At 35.2% G+C, this 16,990-nt stretch carries 17 protein-coding genes; 5 read left to right on the top strand and 12 right to left on the bottom strand.

Annotated features, from left to right (window positions below; translation table 11 throughout):
• Nucleotides 1-32 precede the first annotated feature (32 nt).
• From RM549_RS15660 to RM549_RS15620, 9 genes are read right to left on the bottom strand one after another with little or no spacing between them, the layout of a single operon-like run.
• Nucleotides 33-416, bottom strand: a complete 384-nt coding sequence (locus tag RM549_RS15660; protein WP_311686532.1) for a hypothetical protein — start codon at nt 414-416, stop codon at nt 33-35.
• Nucleotides 406-1,083 (bottom strand): hypothetical protein, encoded by a 678-nt coding sequence (locus tag RM549_RS15655; RefSeq protein WP_311686530.1) that lies wholly within the window; start codon nt 1,081-1,083, stop codon nt 406-408. The genes RM549_RS15660 and RM549_RS15655 overlap by 11 nt, the downstream gene beginning before the upstream one ends.
• On the bottom strand, nt 1,080-1,853 hold the full coding sequence (locus tag RM549_RS15650; RefSeq protein WP_311686528.1) for a hypothetical protein: 774 nt from the start codon (nt 1,851-1,853) through the stop codon (nt 1,080-1,082). Before RM549_RS15650 ends, RM549_RS15655 begins: the two co-directional genes overlap by 4 nt.
• A gap of 2 nt (nt 1,854-1,855) precedes the next feature.
• Entirely contained in the window at nt 1,856-4,339 is a 2,484-nt protein-coding gene (locus RM549_RS15645) for a TraG family conjugative transposon ATPase (protein ID WP_311686526.1), read from the bottom strand.
• Between the two features lies 1 nt (nt 4,340).
• Nucleotides 4,341-4,661, bottom strand: a complete 321-nt coding sequence (locus tag RM549_RS15640; RefSeq protein ID WP_311686524.1) for a DUF4133 domain-containing protein — start codon at nt 4,659-4,661, stop codon at nt 4,341-4,343.
• 3 nt (nt 4,662-4,664) lie between these two features.
• Nucleotides 4,665-5,078 carry a DUF4134 family protein gene (locus RM549_RS15635; protein WP_311686522.1) on the bottom strand — a complete coding sequence of 138 codons (414 nt, stop codon included), beginning with the start codon at nt 5,076-5,078 and terminating at the stop codon, nt 4,665-4,667.
• Nucleotides 4,975-5,364 (bottom strand): DUF4134 family protein, encoded by a 390-nt coding sequence (locus tag RM549_RS15630; RefSeq protein ID WP_311686520.1) that lies wholly within the window; start codon nt 5,362-5,364, stop codon nt 4,975-4,977. Before RM549_RS15630 ends, RM549_RS15635 begins: the two co-directional genes overlap by 104 nt.
• A gap of 40 nt (nt 5,365-5,404) precedes the next feature.
• A complete protein-coding gene (locus RM549_RS15625) occupies nt 5,405-5,923 on the bottom strand; it encodes a hypothetical protein (RefSeq protein ID WP_311686518.1) in 519 nt (172 codons plus the stop codon).
• Nucleotides 5,920-7,476: a DUF4099 domain-containing protein gene (locus RM549_RS15620; protein ID WP_311686516.1), complete on the bottom strand. Its 1,557-nt coding sequence runs from the start codon at nt 7,474-7,476 to the stop codon at nt 5,920-5,922. Before RM549_RS15620 ends, RM549_RS15625 begins: the two co-directional genes overlap by 4 nt.
• A gap of 323 nt (nt 7,477-7,799) precedes the next feature.
• On the opposite strand from RM549_RS15620, the gene RM549_RS15615 reads away from it, so the two are divergent.
• Both RM549_RS15615 and RM549_RS15610 read left to right on the top strand, forming a co-directional pair.
• The gene (locus RM549_RS15615; RefSeq protein WP_311686514.1) at nt 7,800-8,363 is read left to right on the top strand and encodes a M23 family metallopeptidase; all 564 of its coding nucleotides are present in this window, start codon (nt 7,800-7,802) and stop codon (nt 8,361-8,363) included.
• Nucleotides 8,364-8,453: 90 nt separating this feature from the next.
• Complete coding sequence (locus tag RM549_RS15610; RefSeq protein WP_311686512.1) at nt 8,454-9,560, top strand: hypothetical protein; 1,107 nt, start codon at nt 8,454-8,456, stop codon at nt 9,558-9,560.
• A 799-nt stretch (nt 9,561-10,359) separates the two neighbouring features.
• On the opposite strand, the gene RM549_RS15605 is transcribed toward RM549_RS15610, so the two are convergent.
• Together RM549_RS15605 and RM549_RS15600 are read right to left on the bottom strand one after the other, a co-directional pair.
• On the bottom strand, nt 10,360-10,677 hold the full coding sequence (locus RM549_RS15605) for a type II toxin-antitoxin system RelE/ParE family toxin (RefSeq protein WP_311686510.1): 318 nt from the start codon (nt 10,675-10,677) through the stop codon (nt 10,360-10,362).
• On the bottom strand, nt 10,668-10,910 hold the full coding sequence (locus RM549_RS15600; protein WP_311686508.1) for a hypothetical protein: 243 nt from the start codon (nt 10,908-10,910) through the stop codon (nt 10,668-10,670). The genes RM549_RS15605 and RM549_RS15600 overlap by 10 nt, the downstream gene beginning before the upstream one ends.
• 1,254 nt (nt 10,911-12,164) lie before the next feature.
• On the opposite strand from RM549_RS15600, the gene RM549_RS15595 reads away from it, so the two are divergent.
• Both RM549_RS15595 and RM549_RS15590 read left to right on the top strand, forming a co-directional pair.
• Nucleotides 12,165-12,920 carry a ParA family protein gene (locus RM549_RS15595; protein ID WP_311686506.1) on the top strand — a complete coding sequence of 252 codons (756 nt, stop codon included), beginning with the start codon at nt 12,165-12,167 and terminating at the stop codon, nt 12,918-12,920.
• Between the two features lie 113 nt (nt 12,921-13,033).
• Nucleotides 13,034-13,624 (top strand): hypothetical protein, encoded by a 591-nt coding sequence (locus tag RM549_RS15590; protein ID WP_311686504.1) that lies wholly within the window; start codon nt 13,034-13,036, stop codon nt 13,622-13,624.
• Between the two features lie 184 nt (nt 13,625-13,808).
• On the opposite strand, the gene RM549_RS15585 is transcribed toward RM549_RS15590, so the two are convergent.
• Nucleotides 13,809-14,078 (bottom strand): hypothetical protein, encoded by a 270-nt coding sequence (locus RM549_RS15585; protein WP_311686502.1) that lies wholly within the window; start codon nt 14,076-14,078, stop codon nt 13,809-13,811.
• A gap of 182 nt (nt 14,079-14,260) precedes the next feature.
• Here RM549_RS15585 and RM549_RS15580 point away from each other — a divergent pair, with 182 nt between their 5' ends.
• Complete coding sequence (locus tag RM549_RS15580) at nt 14,261-16,960, top strand: class I SAM-dependent DNA methyltransferase (protein ID WP_311686498.1); 2,700 nt, start codon at nt 14,261-14,263, stop codon at nt 16,958-16,960.
• Nucleotides 16,961-16,990 lie beyond the last annotated feature (30 nt).

Genomic DNA, 16,990 nt, shown 5'->3' with positions numbered 1-16,990 from the left:
TTTATTGCCAAAGGAGCTGTTTAACCTTTCTTTTATTGCTTTACATGCTCAATATTTTGAACACCATCTAAATGTGTCAATGTTTTGAAGTCTTCGGAAAATTGATAGGTTGATGTACCAACAATGGTTTCCAAATAAAGAATTTTCTTTTCTGGTCTGTATTCATACTCGTGATACTCAATTACAGGATTGTCTGGTTCGTCAGCTTTAATATCTTTAAATTCAATCCCGTATTTGTTTTCTTCAACATGGGAAACAGTTAATGTATTTGTATAGCCATCATTGAACTTGTTAGGTCCTTTCTTATGGACATATATCCCCTCTATGTTTGAGGATATATTTTTTTCTTTTTCTGTGTTCTTACAGGATAATGCTAAGATTGCGATCGAGAGAATTAATAAAAATTTAGTTTTCATAATTGATTTCTGAGTTTTGGATTTGACTTTCTTTATCGGTATTTATCCTACTTAAAATTCCTATAGTAGATCTTCTGGAGAGCATTGAAGCATATTTTCTCTTTTGGTTTGATTCCTCGGAAATGGCCATAAGCCTATTGAGACGTTCATCATCTTTAAGGTTCATTTCATTTTCAATCACAACCATATTCAATTCATCAATATCTTTTTCCAAATGAGTGAGTAACCCTTCAAAGGCATTTGTGTAAAATTGTAGCTGTTCCGGAGTTATATATACTTCATTATCTTCCAAATCATTTTGTGTCTCGCTAGAGATCGATAAAATATACTGGTGGTTCTCTAAAATGTTTTTGAGAAATGGAGATTCAGCTATAAAGGGTGGGACTTTGCTAAGGCTTACAATATATTGGTTGTCCTGAAAGTAATTCTCATCTTTATGGCTGTGTATGTTATCCAGCCCTTTTTGAGACTGCGTGGAGAAATTTTTATTAAGTTGCTTTTTTACAATGGATAGAGCTATAAACTCGTACATATAACTTAGCCGGGTTTTTCGCTGTTTCAGGATCTCTTTTGTTTTAGGAGTCCAGGTGTCATCCTGAGCAGAAAGATTATGTCCCCCCAGGAAGAGCAGCAGGATTAGGATGATATTTTTATAACCTATTTTCATTGAATGCCATAGTAGGATTTCATCAAATCTAATTCCCCATTCTCCTTAGCCCTTCCCAATGAGATAGAGGTAATATAGCCTGTAAAATCATTGAAATCCGCAGAGACCCTTTCAATTTTATCCAATGATTCTTCAATAAGCTGCAGGCGCTCTCCATCCTGCATTTGCAATCTACTGTCGGTAATTAATAGATTTATAGAGGTAATGACATCTACATTCTCGCTTAACATTCCCATGTACACCTCATTGATCAAATCAAGTTCATCTTGTGAAAAGTATTCATCATTTCTAAAATTTGTGAATATTTGAGTAAACCTGGTAATTAGTTGAGCCTGGGATGCTATGGCATTTTTTATTGATTGGATTTGGTCAATCTTGGCCTTAATGGTCCATAATTCAGCATAGTATTTATCAAATATTTCCCTTTTTTCATTAACCCAATGATTAATCTCATCAAGTTTTAGTTTGCTCATTTGGTTTTTTAGTTCTTCAGTGGCCACCTGTATCCTTAAGAACTGTTTCTGGAACCGCTGCATTACCAGATCCATAGCCCTGATGACCTTTTTAATCCCTTCTTTGATTATTATTAGAATAGGATTGACCACCATGAAATCAGCATTGGCCACATAGGTATTATCGATGGCGACTGAATTAATAAGTCTATACTCCTGGTAACGTCCAAGATCTAGGGTGCTCTCTTTATTAGCAGCATAGGAATCAATGCTTAGGGAAGTCAAAAGCAGCACGAGAAAGGGAGTTAAGCTTTTCATATCTATAGATTTAATTCCTTACTTCTGATGGCCCTGGCCATATTTTTTAATCCCAAATCGTAATCCCCTCCGGCATCATTTATGAATTCGAAAAGTTTTACTTTTTCTGTCTTCTCCGTAGTAAAAGTTAAATATTCCTCCAGGGAAACTTCAGTTCTATAAACCCTTGAATATGTTCCCCCCAGAGAGATAAAGACTTCTCTATATTTCTTTGTAGGATCATTGTTTTTATTAATCGAAAGCACCTGCTGTGTTTCTTTATTGGTGAGTCCCAGAAGTGCTTCAATCTCCTGGAATTTATTTTCAAATTTGCTTTGATCCAGCAGGATCTTACAATCACTATTATTAATAATAGCATTCTTGACTATTGGAGAAGAAAGGATATCTTCCACCTCCTGGGTTACCACAATGGCTTCCCCATTGAATTTCCTGACAGTTTTGAAAAGGTATTTGATATATTCAGCCATCCCTTCTTTTGCGATAGCTTTCCAGGCTTCTTCAATGGCAATAATTTTCTTTAAACCCTTTAATTTTCTCATTTTATTGATGAAAATTTCCATAATCATAAGGGTGACCACTGGAAAGAGAATTGGATGGTCTTTGATATTATCAAGCTCAAAAACGATAAACCGCTGATCCATAATATTAAGATTCTGCGTAGCATTTAACAAGTAGTCAAATTCCCCTCCCTTATAATAAGGCTCCAGGTTATACAGGTAGTTTTTTATATCAAATTCCTTGTCTCGGACCTTTTCCTTTTCCAGATAAGCTTTATAATTATTTACAATAAACTCATAGTACGAGTTAAAGCAAGGAAAGACTTCTGAGTTTTGTTCCAGATACTCATAATACATTCTAAGGGAATTAGACAAGCCTACGTATTCTGACCTGGTGTGGTCTCCGGCGTCTTTTTTCCACAGAGACAAAAGCAGTGCCTTTAGTGACTCCTTTTTTTCGGTGTCCATATTATCATTTTCTGAAATATAAAATGGATTAAACTGGATAGGATCATCTTCCTGATAAGTAAAGTAATGCCCTCCAACCTTCTTGCATAGCCCCTGGTAAGAGTCCCCAACATCAATAAGAACGATATGAGCGCCATCATCATAATAACTACTCATTATTTTATTCATAATAAAAGACTTCCCGGAACCTGAAGGACCCAACACAAATTTGTTCCTGTTATTGATAATTCCTTTTCTCCAGGGTTCATCCGAGAGGTCAATATGAACAGGTTTGCCACTAATGCGCTCCCCTAGTTTTAACCCTAATGGAGATTTGGAACTACGGTAATTGGTTTCATTGTTAAAAAAGCAAACCGCTTGATCTACGAAAGTCAAAAACGTATCATTGAGCGGTAATTCAGCTTCGTTTCCAGGAATACCGGCCCAGTACAGTTGACCAGCTGCAACACTTTCAATTTTGGGAGTAGCCTCTATTTTTGATATTGCTGATGATACTTTATTACGGATCTCCTGGTTGTCCATCAGGTCATTTCCCCAGGCGATTAAATTAAAGTGAGCCCGGACAGGTCTTTGATGCTCCGTGGTGTACTCGTTCAAGTATTCATTTACGCTATCTCTGGTAATAGCATTGTACCTACTTCCTTCTGAAAAGGAATGTAAACTGTTTACTTTCCTTTCTAGATCCCTAACAATTTTCTTTTGATCATCGATATATAAGTATTGGTTATAGACGTGGTTACAGTCTAAAAGCAATCCCAGGGTGGTTGCAAAACCAATGGAAAATTTGTTTTTATCCGATGAGTATTCATCATAGGTTATTCGAGGTCCGGTAAATTCAGGAAGATGTTCCAGATCCGCTAGGGAATAAATTTCCGGTTTATTGTCTCCAATTTGAACCGATCCATTTAAAATTATATCATCCAAAAGTGGATTCTGGTTAGGACTTTTAAGAAAAACATACTGTTCCAGGGTTCCAATTGTTTTATCAGTTCCGCATATTTCATCACTGCTTAATCCTCTAAGTTTAAAATGCCCGGAGGATTCGAGAATTTCCTGCATTTGTTTTAAATCATCAATGAATTGATCTTTTACCGCTTTCTTTAATGAGATATCAGGAGGTAGTGTTTTTGAAAATAAATTCGAGTTCCCGGAGTTTACCTTTGCTCTATTCTTTGGCTTATGGGTGATATAAAGGAAACAGGTATGATCCAAATACGGGCGTTCATAAAAGTGATTCTTATAGGCTTTTTGTAAATAGCTATCGGCCTCCCTGGGCTCCGGGTAATAATTTTCAGCCAAAAACCAATCCTGTTTGTGAACTACAGTTTGTTCAGGAAGCGACTTTATAGCCTTTGTCCAGGAAGAATGAATGTTTTTGTAATCCTCCGTACTTAAGGTGAATATTTCTGGCAGATCAACCTGAAACCCAAAAGTAACATCCCCCTTTTTTGATAAAATGAAGCCATCTTCCACAGAATATAATGGCCATCTTTTTCCTAATTTCTCACCCTTTTTTGCCATTTCATTTTTTCAGTTTAAGGAAATAATCCCTTGATTCAATTTGTATATATTCCGGCAGCTTTTTTTTTGCAAAATATTTTTGCAGGCCATCTTTCCCAAAACGATCCGATATAGCTGTCACCCCTTTTATTCCCAGAAATGCAAAGGCACCCACTATTAAAACCGTTCCCAGCGTATTCACGCCAAAGGAATTTAAGAGGGCAAAGAGGATAAAAGCGATCACGACCACCCCGAGGTAATAGTAGATATATTGGGCCTTTAAGCCTTTAAAGACTAATGGCCTATCTATATTTTTATTAATGAAATAAATTTCTTTGCTCATAGATTAATAGATAAATGATCTGACCACCCATATCCCGAATAAGTAGAAAACAAATGCGGTTAACCATCCCCTTGCAGCAGTATAGTTATTGGCATCACCGCTCTGTACTCCTTTGAATAAATTAATCAGTCCGAAAACGGCCATTACTCCTCCCATTAAATAAGCAATAGTGAAGGCTGGTGAACTTGCGTTTTTCGCCATCGTTTCCATTTCTTCAATGCTGTCAATAGTATCCCAGGATTGCATATAAGCCAATTGGGAAGAAAGAAAAAGGAGTAGGAATACTCCTTTTTTCTTTAGGAATAGGATTATATTATATTCCCGTGGCCGCACCAATAATGAATGTATCAACAGCCCATATACCAAGTAAGAATACTGCCAACCCACCAACCCAGGCCCCGGCAACTTTACCAACATTATCCTCTCCTCGCTGACTTTGGCGAAACACGTTTACCAAACCAAATAAGGCAAATACCCCGGCAAGGATATAAGCGATTACTTTAATTCTTGGCCACCATTCATTTTGGAAGGTCCCTGAAATCCCCTCCAAACCTTCGGTTAGGTTATCCTGGCCATAACTTGTTGCAGTGGCCACCATGGCGATTGCGATAACAGCTGTTCCCTTATGGGTTAGAGCAAAGTTTTTTGCAGCCTGTATTTGACCTACCCCCAAGTTTTTAAAAATTGAAATTGCATTTTTCATAATGAAATGTTTAAGTGATTAATGATTAATATTGAATTGATTACAGTTCTACAGTATTGGTTATTGGGGAGATTTCTTTTGTGAATACTTGGCCATCTTCCCCTCTTACGGTGATGGAAAGTTCTCCCGTATTTTGGGTCAGGTGCTCAAAAAAATTATTGTTTAATTTCTCTGTTGGGTTCGAAGAGGAAATATTATCTCTAAGATGATCCAAATTGTCGCTAATTTCTTCTGCAGTGTGGCTATTGGAAGGGGTCGGCTGGCCTGTTAATTTGTGGTAACTCACTTTCTGCTCCACTGAATTCTTATGCTCAAAATGCTCCTCTTTAATTTCTGTATACGAGTTATTAGCGTGCTGTTCTTCTGAGGATATGCCTACAAAACTTCGTTTTTCAGCATTTTTTTCCTGTAAGGATCTTTTCTTGGTATTCGGAGTTGTAGGGTTTTTATCTCCCTTTATAATACCAAGCAGTTCAGGTTTGAAATACAGGAATCCTATGGTAGCATTATATGCTATGACTACCACCCCAAGGATGGTTAAAAATGTTGTCCAGTTCATCTGCTATGAGCTATATGGTTATTTAAAAGCTTCTCTTTTTTCATTTCCCGGATAGTCTCAACTTTTAATACAGCCCTTCCAGTTACAGGGTTTAAATCAATATTCCCTTCATATTTACCTGGCTTGTCCGGGATGGAGATGTTCTTTACATTAACAGACTTCCCAGAACCAAGGCGGTTGTGGTCCAGAGCCGAGAGTTCTACGTCATAAGTTTGGCTAAGCTCCCTGGCGGAACCGATATCGTATTTGCGGATTTCTTTCTTTTCAATGGTGTTCGTTTCCTTATCAACTCCCACTTTATAAGGCTCTATATGACCCTTTTCATTGGGATAAAATTTTGGTTCGGAAATAGTTCCTTTTCTTTTTAGTTCCGCTTTTTCTTCAGGAGTAAGGGTCTTCCCGATATTGTCTTTTTCAATATCAAGATCCTTTTGCTGAAAAGTTATTTTTGCCACTACTTTATCATCTTCCCTGCGCTCCAGGTTGATTTTAAAAGGAGGGGTGTTACGAACCTCAATGTCTTCTTTGCGTAAATTCTTATTGATCAGGGTGGTACTAAGCCCTTTAAGCATATTATCAATATCTGTTTTTGAAAGATCTTCTTTGGCTATGCCAATCTTCTCCAGGGATTTATATGGGATATCTCTTTCCGAGAATTCTTTCCCATGATTTTCCTGCCGCTCTTTTTCTTCGACCCATGCTACTGCTTTTTCCTTCCCCTTGTTTAAAGCCAGGAATACTTTATTTATATTTTGCTCGGCAAAAGACTTACCGGCATTGTAGTTATGGATTATATGAGCAATTACATTTTTATTGCTCACAAGCATAAATTTATAATCCCCATTTTCTAATCCAGGATCATTTAACTTTACGAAAGCTTCCTTGCCCTTATCTCTGCCTTTGGTTTTTTCGGCCAGGACCCTTAGCTCCTCTTCCTGGGTTTTAACTATAACCATGGAGGTGGGAACTTCCCCTGTTTTTTCATCTTTAAAATATTGATGAAAATATCTAGGCTCTTTATCCTGGCCAGGATCTTTGAATTTTTTAGCTATACTATCTTCCGATTTAATATCTTCAGCTATATTTTTAGAAAATGGTTTGGGTTCGGTTACCGGGGACTTACCGGGTGGGCTATTAAATTCAATATCCTTAATACCCATAATTGAGCTTTGGGGAACTACCTTTTCATCCAATTGAACCTTTTTTATATGGCCTTCTTTTGTAATAGTATACGCCAGCCCTTTTTCCGGGTATGCTAATTCATTAGAAACCAGAGCATATTTTTCCCACCTTCCCATCTTTATGTTGTCTATTACATCAGGAACGGCCGCATATTGTTTTTCAGTTAGGTCATTGCCCGGAATGGTTTTCCCGGATTCCCAATACTCTGAAAATGCTTTACGCTGGTCCTTTGATAATTTGATATCAATCTGGAATGGTTTTGAGCTATTACCGGAGAGAACTTCAACCGGATCTATTTTTTTGGCCCCTGAATTTTTTTCTTTATAAAATTCCAGCTCAGAATTCGGGGTAGATGTCTTCTTCTCTTCCATTGGATTTTAAATTTTTATAGGTGTTAATAATCAAAATATACAATCTGCTTTTCCATATTGTATAAAGGAGTAATCCACTCGCTATGGTGGGTTTAATCCAGAACCAATTGATTACAGCCCAATTATAGATATCCAACATCATTAAGATCACTGGAGCCCCAATAAATATGTATAATAATAGTTGAAAAATATCCTTTAAACCCAAAACATAAAAAGTAGTATACAATTAGATTGTAATTTAGACTAAAATATATAATTAGATTATATATTTAATATTAAATTTATGGAAATTTTAGAGGATGAAGTTTTTTTATCAATGCTGTATGTTTTTAATCCCTTTCATAGGATATAATCAAATTGGAAAGGATTCTACAGCCTTAAAATTGTTGAATGCTCAGAATTTAGAGCAAACTATTTCTGTGTTGTTTTCTGATCCTAAAGGAATTAAATTTATTCCAGCTATTTTTCCATTTAACCAGAACTTCAAAGTTTCCTCACACTTTGGTTACAGAATCCATCCCATATCAGGAATGTCCTCCGATCACCAGGGCGTAGATTATATCTGTCCGGAAGGAACCCCGATCCTGAGCACGGCTAATGGGAGAGTATTAAAGATTGAATACCATCACCCCATAAAGGGAAATGCAATCACCATAAGTCATTTAGGCAACTGGAATACATTTTATGGCCACCTTTCAAGAATTATAGTACAAGCCGGGGATTTAGTTGAACAGGGACAAATAATTGGATTTAGTGGGAATACCGGGAGATCCACCGGAGCACATTTGCATTATAGTGTGTCCAGAAAGGGCGAATATTTTAACCCTTTAATGATCTCCCAAATTAGCAATCAACTTCTTACTACGAAGATTAAAACAGAATTATAAAATATATTATTTGTAATATATATAATACTATATTATATTTAAATTGTAATTAGCAACAAAGACATTATGTTTGACCAAAATAAAGGCTCCATGGACGATCAAAATATTAACCGTTCCTATAATTCTAAGAATAATAAAAGCGATTTTGTAAATTTTCCGGTCTTATTTCGCCGGGAAGCTTTGTCTGTTAGCGAAAATTCTGAATTAATTCAGGCCCCAATAACAGCTGTTCGGATATTGTTTAAAATATTACATGATATCAGTCACGACCAGTTTCAAGCTGATAAACAAAAGAACCAATTAAATTTATTTGAAGAACACTTTACTACAGATAACAATTCTTATTGCAAATTTCTTTTTCCAATCGAATCCATAGATGAAAACAGGAATTATAACAGTGTAAAAAAAGGGCTTGAATTTTTGGAGGAACTTAATAAAGGTTGGTACAAAGTCACAAATTCCAAAGGGAAGACCGTATCTAGTTATGGTGGTGTTATTTCCAATGCGAATATCGATGAAGGAAATGTTTTCTTTCTTGTGAGTAGCTATTGGATTGAGAAATTACTTAAAATTCCAAAGTATAATACCGTGATTTACGATCTGGCCTGGCAGCTTCCAAAAAGTAAACAAATACTTTTTTATCTATGGCTCCTGGAGGTACCCGAGACCGGAACCAATGTCAATTTTGACAAGTTTCAGAGCAGCTACGGTTTTAATTATAGTACACCCCATAGCTTTTGTAAAAATTTCCTGAAGAATATAAAAGATATTTTAGACCAATACTCCAATGTAAGCTTTAACTACAAGGTTAAATCCAATAAAATTCATATTCTCCCCTATCCTACCAAAACCATTAACTTAAAGCTCAGTAAAAAAACGATTAAAAAACAGGAAATTACCCAAAAGCTTCATTATTGGAAAATCAGGCATAAACTGGATAATAAAATTGATACTATCAAAACTGTCATCAATTTAGATAATAGTTGCTTTCCGATTCTTTTAAAGGCCTATAAGAACCTGGTTAAAGATTGTAGGGATGCAGGTACCAAAGTAACAGATTATACAGGAGAGAGCTTTATGAAGGTGTTTCAGCACCATATTAAACTACATTACCAGCAAAGCAACTGGAATACAATTGTAAAAGATGGGTATCCCAGGATAACGGAAAGTGATTTTGATCCTGATTTAAACGCGTAATTACACTACCATTTGATTTATCTTGGTGCTAATGTTGCGTAATTACACTACCAAAAAGCCTCAATTTCATCCCGATCTTTGCGTAATTACACTACCAAAAAATGTAAATTGCTCCCTAACTTGCGTAATTACACTACCAAAAGAAAAGGAAAAATTCTTATTCCAAGCGTAATTACACTACTCTTTTAGAAAATCCTACTAAATCTCTGCGTAATTACACTACCATAAAATGTGTTTAAAAGACTGTTGTACAGATACATGTGATTTATGGGCTTATTCAAATCCTGCGTAATTACACTACTATTTGCGTAATTGCACTACCCTGTGCGTAATTACACTACCCAAATTTGCGTAATTGCACTACCTTTCTTGCGTAATTACACTGCTAAAAACCGCGTAATTACACTACCACAAAATATCAAAGAAAAAAGGATTAAATATTTGATAAACAGAGCTATATGAGTTCAAAAAATGGCAGCTTAAAACTCATTAAAACTATTTTAAACTATTAATAAAAGAAAAATTATAAAGGAAGTATTTTGATATCGCTTCGCTCAATAGGTTTTTTTAATCATTTTCTAACAAAAGCATTAATATTTCAAATTTTGACTGCAAAAAAAATAAACCGGGGCCAAAAAAAAAAAGAGCAAGATTAGATCCCGCTCTTTTAAGCTTTATGCTTCCGTGTACTGGTTTCGGCGATTCTCAAGGTCGTCCTCACGTTGCCTCTTTGTCTTTCCTCACAGTACATTTCAAATATAATCTTTTTTTTCAAAATTTATTATAAATATCGGGAATGTTATTTTTTTCGTTTGATTTTTACTGGATGTTGCTGAGTATCGAAAACATCCACAATTTCAACCTGAGATTTTTCTGTATTAATCCAATAAACAATTTTATAAGTTTGATGTACCAGGGAGCGAAATTCGTGAGCCCTTCCAGTTAATATTTCTTCTACTTGTCCAATCTCGGGATGTTTTTTAAGCCGTTTGGCTTCCTTAACTATTTTCCTGGTTTCATTTTTGGCAACCCTTAAACTGGCATTTTCTTTTAAATATTTGAAATTTTTTTGAAGCTCAATTTTAGCGAAGTCCGTCCAGAATATTTTTAACTCCATTTTTCAATTTCAGCTAGTAAATCATCAGCCTCCGTTAATTTCCCTTCTTTGGAATCTTTCATGGATTGATCAATCCTACTATGGAATTCTTTTTTACTCATTGGCTGGAGAACTTTATTCCGAGTCAATTTGCTTTCTTTTTTTAAAACTTTTTCAAGTCGGCCAATCGCTTCTTCACTCTGGAGCTTTAGAAATTCTTGAATAAATTCTGTTTTTCTTGCATTTAAATCCATCTCTCAGCTTTTTATCAAAATTACAAAATTCTATTTTAAATATTTTAATTTCTGTTCCCGGCGTTTCCTTTAGGCCGCTCCCTTCCATACTCCGCTATCGCTCCGGTTATTTTTCTACAAATGAGAAAAATGAACAGCTCGATACCCTCGCTTATTCCAGGTAAGCTAACGCAAAAACTGGACAGCTGATTTTGAACTTGCGTACTTCCCTATTGCCCTTTATTGTCATTGTTTTTGTCCCAAAAACACCGCCAACCAGGTCAACTTTTCCGGGACAGCGGAAAAGCGCCGGCGATCAAATTCAGCAGGATCTAATTACGGGCCGAATCCCCTATTCAATCACCCCTTAACGACAAGCAAAATAACAAAACCGGCCTGTATTGGCAGCAAGCATTTTTTAAAAAACTTTCTCCGGAAAAAAGTCGAAATTTTTTAATGCAGTCGTTGCCTCCTAAAATAACTTGCCTCCAATGACCGCTTTTGGATCTGATGGCTAACGACAGGGGGCAACGATTTCATAGGTGATCCTTAAATGCCCTGCCAAAGGGGCTGCCGATATAATTATTAAAACAAAATAATTAGCAAAAAAAAAGTTGAATATTTAACTAAAATAACACTTGTAACATTAGTAATATACGTAATAAAGTGTTATATTTAAGTGTAATTAAAAAAACCAGATTTTTCTCTTCCCTTAGTGGCCTGAAATTCAAATCCGGTACACCCCTTTTTAGCGAACGGCCAAAAATTATTTCAAATTAGAAATGGCTGCTCAATTTTTTGACATCAAGGTTTTGGATCACCTGATAATTACTCCGGAAGCTTATTTGCGGATGAAAAACTTTTTATTTTAATTTTTAATGTAACATACGTAATATATATAATAATATGTTATCTATTTTAAAACTTTTTATATTATGGAACCTTTGCAATTTCACCGGATGTTATCATTTATCAAAACTCAATTATCTTTTGAATACTTAGAAGAATTTGGCGTTGAAAATATTGCTCCGGAGGAGAATATTCAATTTCGTGGAGGGCTGATTACTTCGAAACAAAATTTATTTATTCTAGATCTTAATTTTTCAACCTCCAATTCGTATTTCAAAATTCACATAGAACTTTACAGTCTCAAATGTGTAATTTTGCTTTTATCCTTTATAGAAAATGAGGGAAAGTTTTTTTTATTTTTATAATATTTCTATTATTTGTAACATTTATAATAAAGTGTTATATTTATTGATATAAAGCCAAGTAATGAGAAAAATAATAAGTCTGATCAATCATAAAGGGGGTGTAGGCAAAACCACCCTTACTTTTAATCTTGCTCACGGATTAGCTGATAGTGGTTATAAAGTTCTGGCCATTGATTCCGATCCCCAAGGAAATTTATCACAATGTTTTGGAGCCCAGGGCACTTATTCCCTTTTAGATTTTTATAAAGATAAAAAAGGTAGCCCTTCGAAGGTAAAGGACAATTTGGATCTACTGAGTTCAAATTTGGAACTAGAGGAAGCAGAACACAAATTGAATTCGAAAAAAATACATCGAGAGGGGGTTTTAAAAAAGCTATTGGAACTTAAGAAATTTAATACTCTCTATGATTTTATACTTATTGATTGTCCCCCTTCCTTAAATATTATTACTACCAATGCCATTGTAGCTTCAGATGGTATTTTAATACCGGTAAAACCAGAGTTTTTGCCTTATGAAGGCTTAGGGTCTGTAAATAATATCATCAGGGAAATTCAAACGGCTTTTAATCCTGATTTAAGTATTTTAGGGGTGGTCTTTAATGATGTTAGAACCGAACGGGTCCTAACCAAGGAAGTTATTGAAAAGGTAAAGCACATGTTTGGCGATGTCGTTTTTGAGGTGGTGCTTCGTAATTACGTGGCCGTGGCCGAATCCCCAATATCTAATCAATCTGTGATGGAATATAATCCAGGGTCTAATGCGGCTTTGGATTTTAAGGCCTTTATAGAAGAATTTGAAAATAAGGTTAAAAAATGATAAGCAGCCCGAAGGCTGCTTATGTGGTGTAATTAAAAAACAAAGACTGGTAAACCAATCAGCGTTTATTAAGGTTCAAATATATAATTTAATATTCACAAATTTCTACGAAGATGGCTAAGAAAAAATTTGCTATAAAAGATTTTTCTAATCAGGAAACTATTAAGGCGAACCTTAAGAACAGTAAAACTAAAGATATTCCTAATATACCAAAACCAGATCAACCGGAACCTAAGGTTAAAGAAACGGCAGACGATGATCCTTTATCTTTTTTAGATACGGATACGGAACGCATTAATAAAACTTTCAGGATGTTTATTCCGAATATTGATTATTTTAAGGATTTTGCCCACGCCTGGCATCTTTCAATATCTGATTCTATAAACATTGGGGTCAATATTCTTAAAGAAAAGTATCCTGATCCTGAGGCTAAAGAATATTCTTTTAATTATGGTTCAAACCCTGACTTTGAAGCCTCTAAACAAAATTATACAGCTGTGATCCCAGAGTATCAGATTGATTATATCAAATCTCTCTCTGATTCTCAAAGCTTGTCCATTGGAGAAGCTTTTCTTTTTGCGCAGATCCAAATGGTTAATTTATTTGGGGAAGTTAAAAAACGTCCAGAAAGGCTGAAAATTAGAAGTCAAAAACGCTCTGATAATATTTCAAAAGGAATTTCTAATGCTAAACCGGGTATCTGATGAAACCTATACGACTTATAATTGCTGGTTTCCCGATTTTAATTATTTAGAATACCCTGTTGTTATTAATAATTAAGAGAGCCTTTAAAATGACGATTAGCACCATGAGTCAATTAAAAGAAATAATAGGTTTAACGGTTAAATTATAATATAATTAGAATACAGAAGAAGCTTTTCTATTAAATTAATCCTTCCTAATAATCTGCTGCATTGCCTCAATAAAATCTTTGTCTGATTCGGCATCAATTTTATCTTCAATAATTTTGAGATGTTCATCGACATCAATATCCGGATTATCATTTAATTTGACCAAGATTTCTACCTGGGCCTCGAGGATAGCTTTAAGGTAGTTGTGATTGAAAATATGGTAAGAAAGCAGGTTGATGGCATATTTTCCAAAATCTATTGGAGTGCCTTTATTTTCCATATCTTTTAAAATATCCTGGATATTCATATTGTACAACTTTAGATCCTATTATATACTGGTAAGTTAATGATTCTTAGTAAATTATTTTTTGAGAAAATTTTCAAGTTGGACGTATTTTATAAAGGGAAGTTGAAAAAGCTACAGTTTCCAAACATTTTATTAATCTTAATTTAAAAACCTATTTTTAAGCTCCAAATCCAATTCCGTTTATGAAGTCAACTGAAATCGAGGAAAAAGTAAAAGCGCTATTCCAAAATTTTGATCGTGAGAATTTTATATATGATTTATTAAGGGCGTATGGGATCTCCAAAACCTCTATAACTCGCTTACAAAAAGGTGATTTCAACCTTTCAAAGAACGAGGGCGAAATCCTGTATAAGAAGAAATTGCTTTTTAAAGAAACCGACAGTGACCAACTGCTGGCTATTATTGATGATTTATCTAAAGAAGAGAATTTAAAGCATAATCCCCGTTTTGTGGTGGTGACTAATTATAAAGAATTAGTAGCCAAAGACACAAGAACCGGGAAAAATCTGGATATAGCGCTAAAGGACTTACCTAAAAATTTCAGTTTCTTTTTACCCTGGGCTGGTCAGGAAGTATATGCGGCGAAAAATGAAAATGAAGCTGATCGTAAGGCTTCATATAGGATGGCTAAACTTTATGACATTCTGGTTACTGAAAATCCGGAGATAGCCGAAGACTATGGCCATAACTTGAATGTGTTTTTCTCCCGACTTTTATTCTGCTTTTTTGCTGAAGATACCGATATATTTCCGGTTGAGGGAATGTTTACGAACGCTCTAATGCAACAAACGCAAAAGGACGGCAGCGATGTTCATTTGTTTTTAAAAAGGTTATTTAAGATTCTTAACACCAAAGATAACAGTATTGAGCCAGAGCCCTTTAGTGAATTCCCATATGTAAATGGGGGGTTATTTAAGGATGAGATTGTGCTGCCAAAATTTAATGCTGAAGCACGCAGAATAATTGAAGAGTGTGGCGATCTGGATTGGAAAGAAATCAATCCTGATATTTTTGGGTCAATGATCCAGGCAGTAGTTCATCCTGGGGAACGGGGGAATTTAGGAATGCATTATACCTCGGTGCCTAATATTATGAAGGTGATTGAGCCTTTATTTTTAAATGAGCTGTATGAGGATTTGGAGAAAGCTAAGGGTAATGCAAAAAAGCTTCGCAGATTAATAACTCGTATCAGTAAGCTTAAAATATTTGATCCTGCCTGTGGGAGTGGAAATTTTCTCATTATCGCATATAAAGAATTGCGGAAGCTGGAAATTGAAATTTGGAAGGAAATTTTGGAAGAAGAAAAACAGCAAAGTTTTATTTATTCTGAAATAAAACTCATCCAGTTTTACGGAATAGAAATAGACGATTTTGCCCACGAAATAGCAATGCTTTCGCTTTGGCTTGCTGAACACCAAATGAATAAATATTTTGAACAGGAGTTAGAAATGGGTAAAGCCCTTCCAATTCTACCGCTTAAAGCAGCAGGGAAAATTATTCGAGGAAATGCTACGCGTATAGATTGGGATCAAGTCTGTTCTAAATCAGATAGTGGTGAAGTATACTTACTGGGAAACCCTCCTTATTTAGGATATTCATTACAAGATGAAGAGCAGAAAAAAGATATGAAATTTGTCTTTTCTGGATTTAGCAATTTTAAAAAATTAGATTATATATCTTGTTGGTTTTATTTAGGAGCAGATTATATTAAAGGTAAGAATGCTCGATGTGCTTTTGTAACTACAAACTCCATTTGCCAAGGAGAACAGGTATCATTACTATGGCCTATCATACTATCCAAGAAGATAGAAATTGATTTTGCTGTAACTTCCTTCAAATGGTCCAACAATGCTAAATCAAATGCAGGAGTTACAGTAAACATAGTAGGTTTGAGAAACGAATTTCAAAATAAAGATAAACTACTTTTTACCGGAGAAAGGGTAATTAGTTGCAAGAACATAAATCCGTATTTGGCTAATGGACAGAATACGTTAGTATATACAAGATCAAGACCTATTTCGAAATTACCTTTAATGACCAAAGGTAGTCAACCTACAGATGGAGGTAATTTATTGTTGACAACGGAAGAGAAAGAAGATTTGCTTTATAATCACCCTGAAACTAAGGAAATAATTAAGAAATTTATCGGTGCGAATGACTTTTTAACAGGGAAAGAGCGGTTTTGTATATGGATAAATAAGGATAATTATGAAGATTTTAATCGAATCTCGATACTAAAACAGCACTTTGAAAATGTTTTTACCTTAAGAAGTAAAAGCTCAAAAAAAGCTACTCAAATTCTAGCTTCCACGCCTTATAAATTCACGGAGATCAGACATAGGAATACAGATTCAATTTTGGTACCAAGACATTCATCTGAAAGAAGAAATTATCTGCCATTAGGTTTTTTTGATGGCGATACAGTAATAGGAGATTCTGCCCTAGTCGTTTATGATGCAGAACCATGGATCTTCGGGGTCATATCCTCAAAAATGCATATGGCTTGGATTAAAGCTGTAGGGGGTCAGTTAGAAACTAGAATTCGGTATTCGGGTAGTATTTGCTATAACACTTTCCCGTTTCCAGAAATCTTGGCAAAAGACAAAGAACGTATAAATCTACACGTATTTTCGGTATTGGAAGAACGTGAAAAGCATCCTGAAAAAACAATGGCACAGTTGTATGATCCAGACAAAATGCCCGCGGGTTTACTTCAGGCTCATAAAGAACTAGATGAAGCTATAGAGCGTTGTTACCGTCTAAAGCCGTTTCAAAATGATACCGAACGCCTTGAATATTTGTTTAAAGAATATGAAAAGATGATCAATAAGAATACCCTTCTGGAGCAAAAGAAGGGGAAGAGAAAAATTGTATCAGAATAAACGCTATAAAAAGGTTCGGAAATAATAAGA

The sequence above is a fragment of the Autumnicola patrickiae genome (assembly GCF_031846525.1).
In the GTDB taxonomy this organism is placed as follows: Bacteria; Bacteroidota; Bacteroidia; order Flavobacteriales; family Flavobacteriaceae; genus Autumnicola; species Autumnicola patrickiae.
This window is presented reverse-complemented; position numbering and strand designations above follow the sequence as displayed.

Coding starts and splice junctions, on each gene's coding strand:
- RM549_RS15610 (WP_311686512.1), top strand. CDS start 8,454: ATGGACGATCAAAATATTAACCGTTCCTATAATTCTAAGAATAATAAA.
- RM549_RS15660 (WP_311686532.1), bottom strand. CDS start 416: ATGAAAACTAAATTTTTATTAATTCTCTCGATCGCAATCTTAGCATTA.
- RM549_RS15605 (WP_311686510.1), bottom strand. CDS start 10,677: ATGGAGTTAAAAATATTCTGGACGGACTTCGCTAAAATTGAGCTTCAA.
- RM549_RS15630 (WP_311686520.1), bottom strand. CDS start 5,364: ATGAAAAATGCAATTTCAATTTTTAAAAACTTGGGGGTAGGTCAAATA.
- RM549_RS15650 (WP_311686528.1), bottom strand. CDS start 1,853: ATGAAAAGCTTAACTCCCTTTCTCGTGCTGCTTTTGACTTCCCTAAGC.
- RM549_RS15585 (WP_311686502.1), bottom strand. CDS start 14,078: ATGAATATCCAGGATATTTTAAAAGATATGGAAAATAAAGGCACTCCA.
- RM549_RS15635 (WP_311686522.1), bottom strand. CDS start 5,078: ATGTTGGTAAAGTTGCCGGGGCCTGGGTTGGTGGGTTGGCAGTATTCT.
- RM549_RS15625 (WP_311686518.1), bottom strand. CDS start 5,923: ATGAACTGGACAACATTTTTAACCATCCTTGGGGTGGTAGTCATAGCA.
- RM549_RS15600 (WP_311686508.1), bottom strand. CDS start 10,910: ATGGATTTAAATGCAAGAAAAACAGAATTTATTCAAGAATTTCTAAAG.
- RM549_RS15615 (WP_311686514.1), top strand. CDS start 7,800: ATGTTTTTAATCCCTTTCATAGGATATAATCAAATTGGAAAGGATTCT.
- RM549_RS15620 (WP_311686516.1), bottom strand. CDS start 7,476: ATGGAAGAGAAGAAGACATCTACCCCGAATTCTGAGCTGGAATTTTAT.
- RM549_RS15580 (WP_311686498.1), top strand. CDS start 14,261: ATGAAGTCAACTGAAATCGAGGAAAAAGTAAAAGCGCTATTCCAAAAT.
- RM549_RS15595 (WP_311686506.1), top strand. CDS start 12,165: ATGAGAAAAATAATAAGTCTGATCAATCATAAAGGGGGTGTAGGCAAA.
- RM549_RS15590 (WP_311686504.1), top strand. CDS start 13,034: ATGGCTAAGAAAAAATTTGCTATAAAAGATTTTTCTAATCAGGAAACT.
- RM549_RS15645 (WP_311686526.1), bottom strand. CDS start 4,339: ATGGCAAAAAAGGGTGAGAAATTAGGAAAAAGATGGCCATTATATTCT.
- RM549_RS15655 (WP_311686530.1), bottom strand. CDS start 1,083: ATGAAAATAGGTTATAAAAATATCATCCTAATCCTGCTGCTCTTCCTG.
- RM549_RS15640 (WP_311686524.1), bottom strand. CDS start 4,661: ATGAGCAAAGAAATTTATTTCATTAATAAAAATATAGATAGGCCATTA.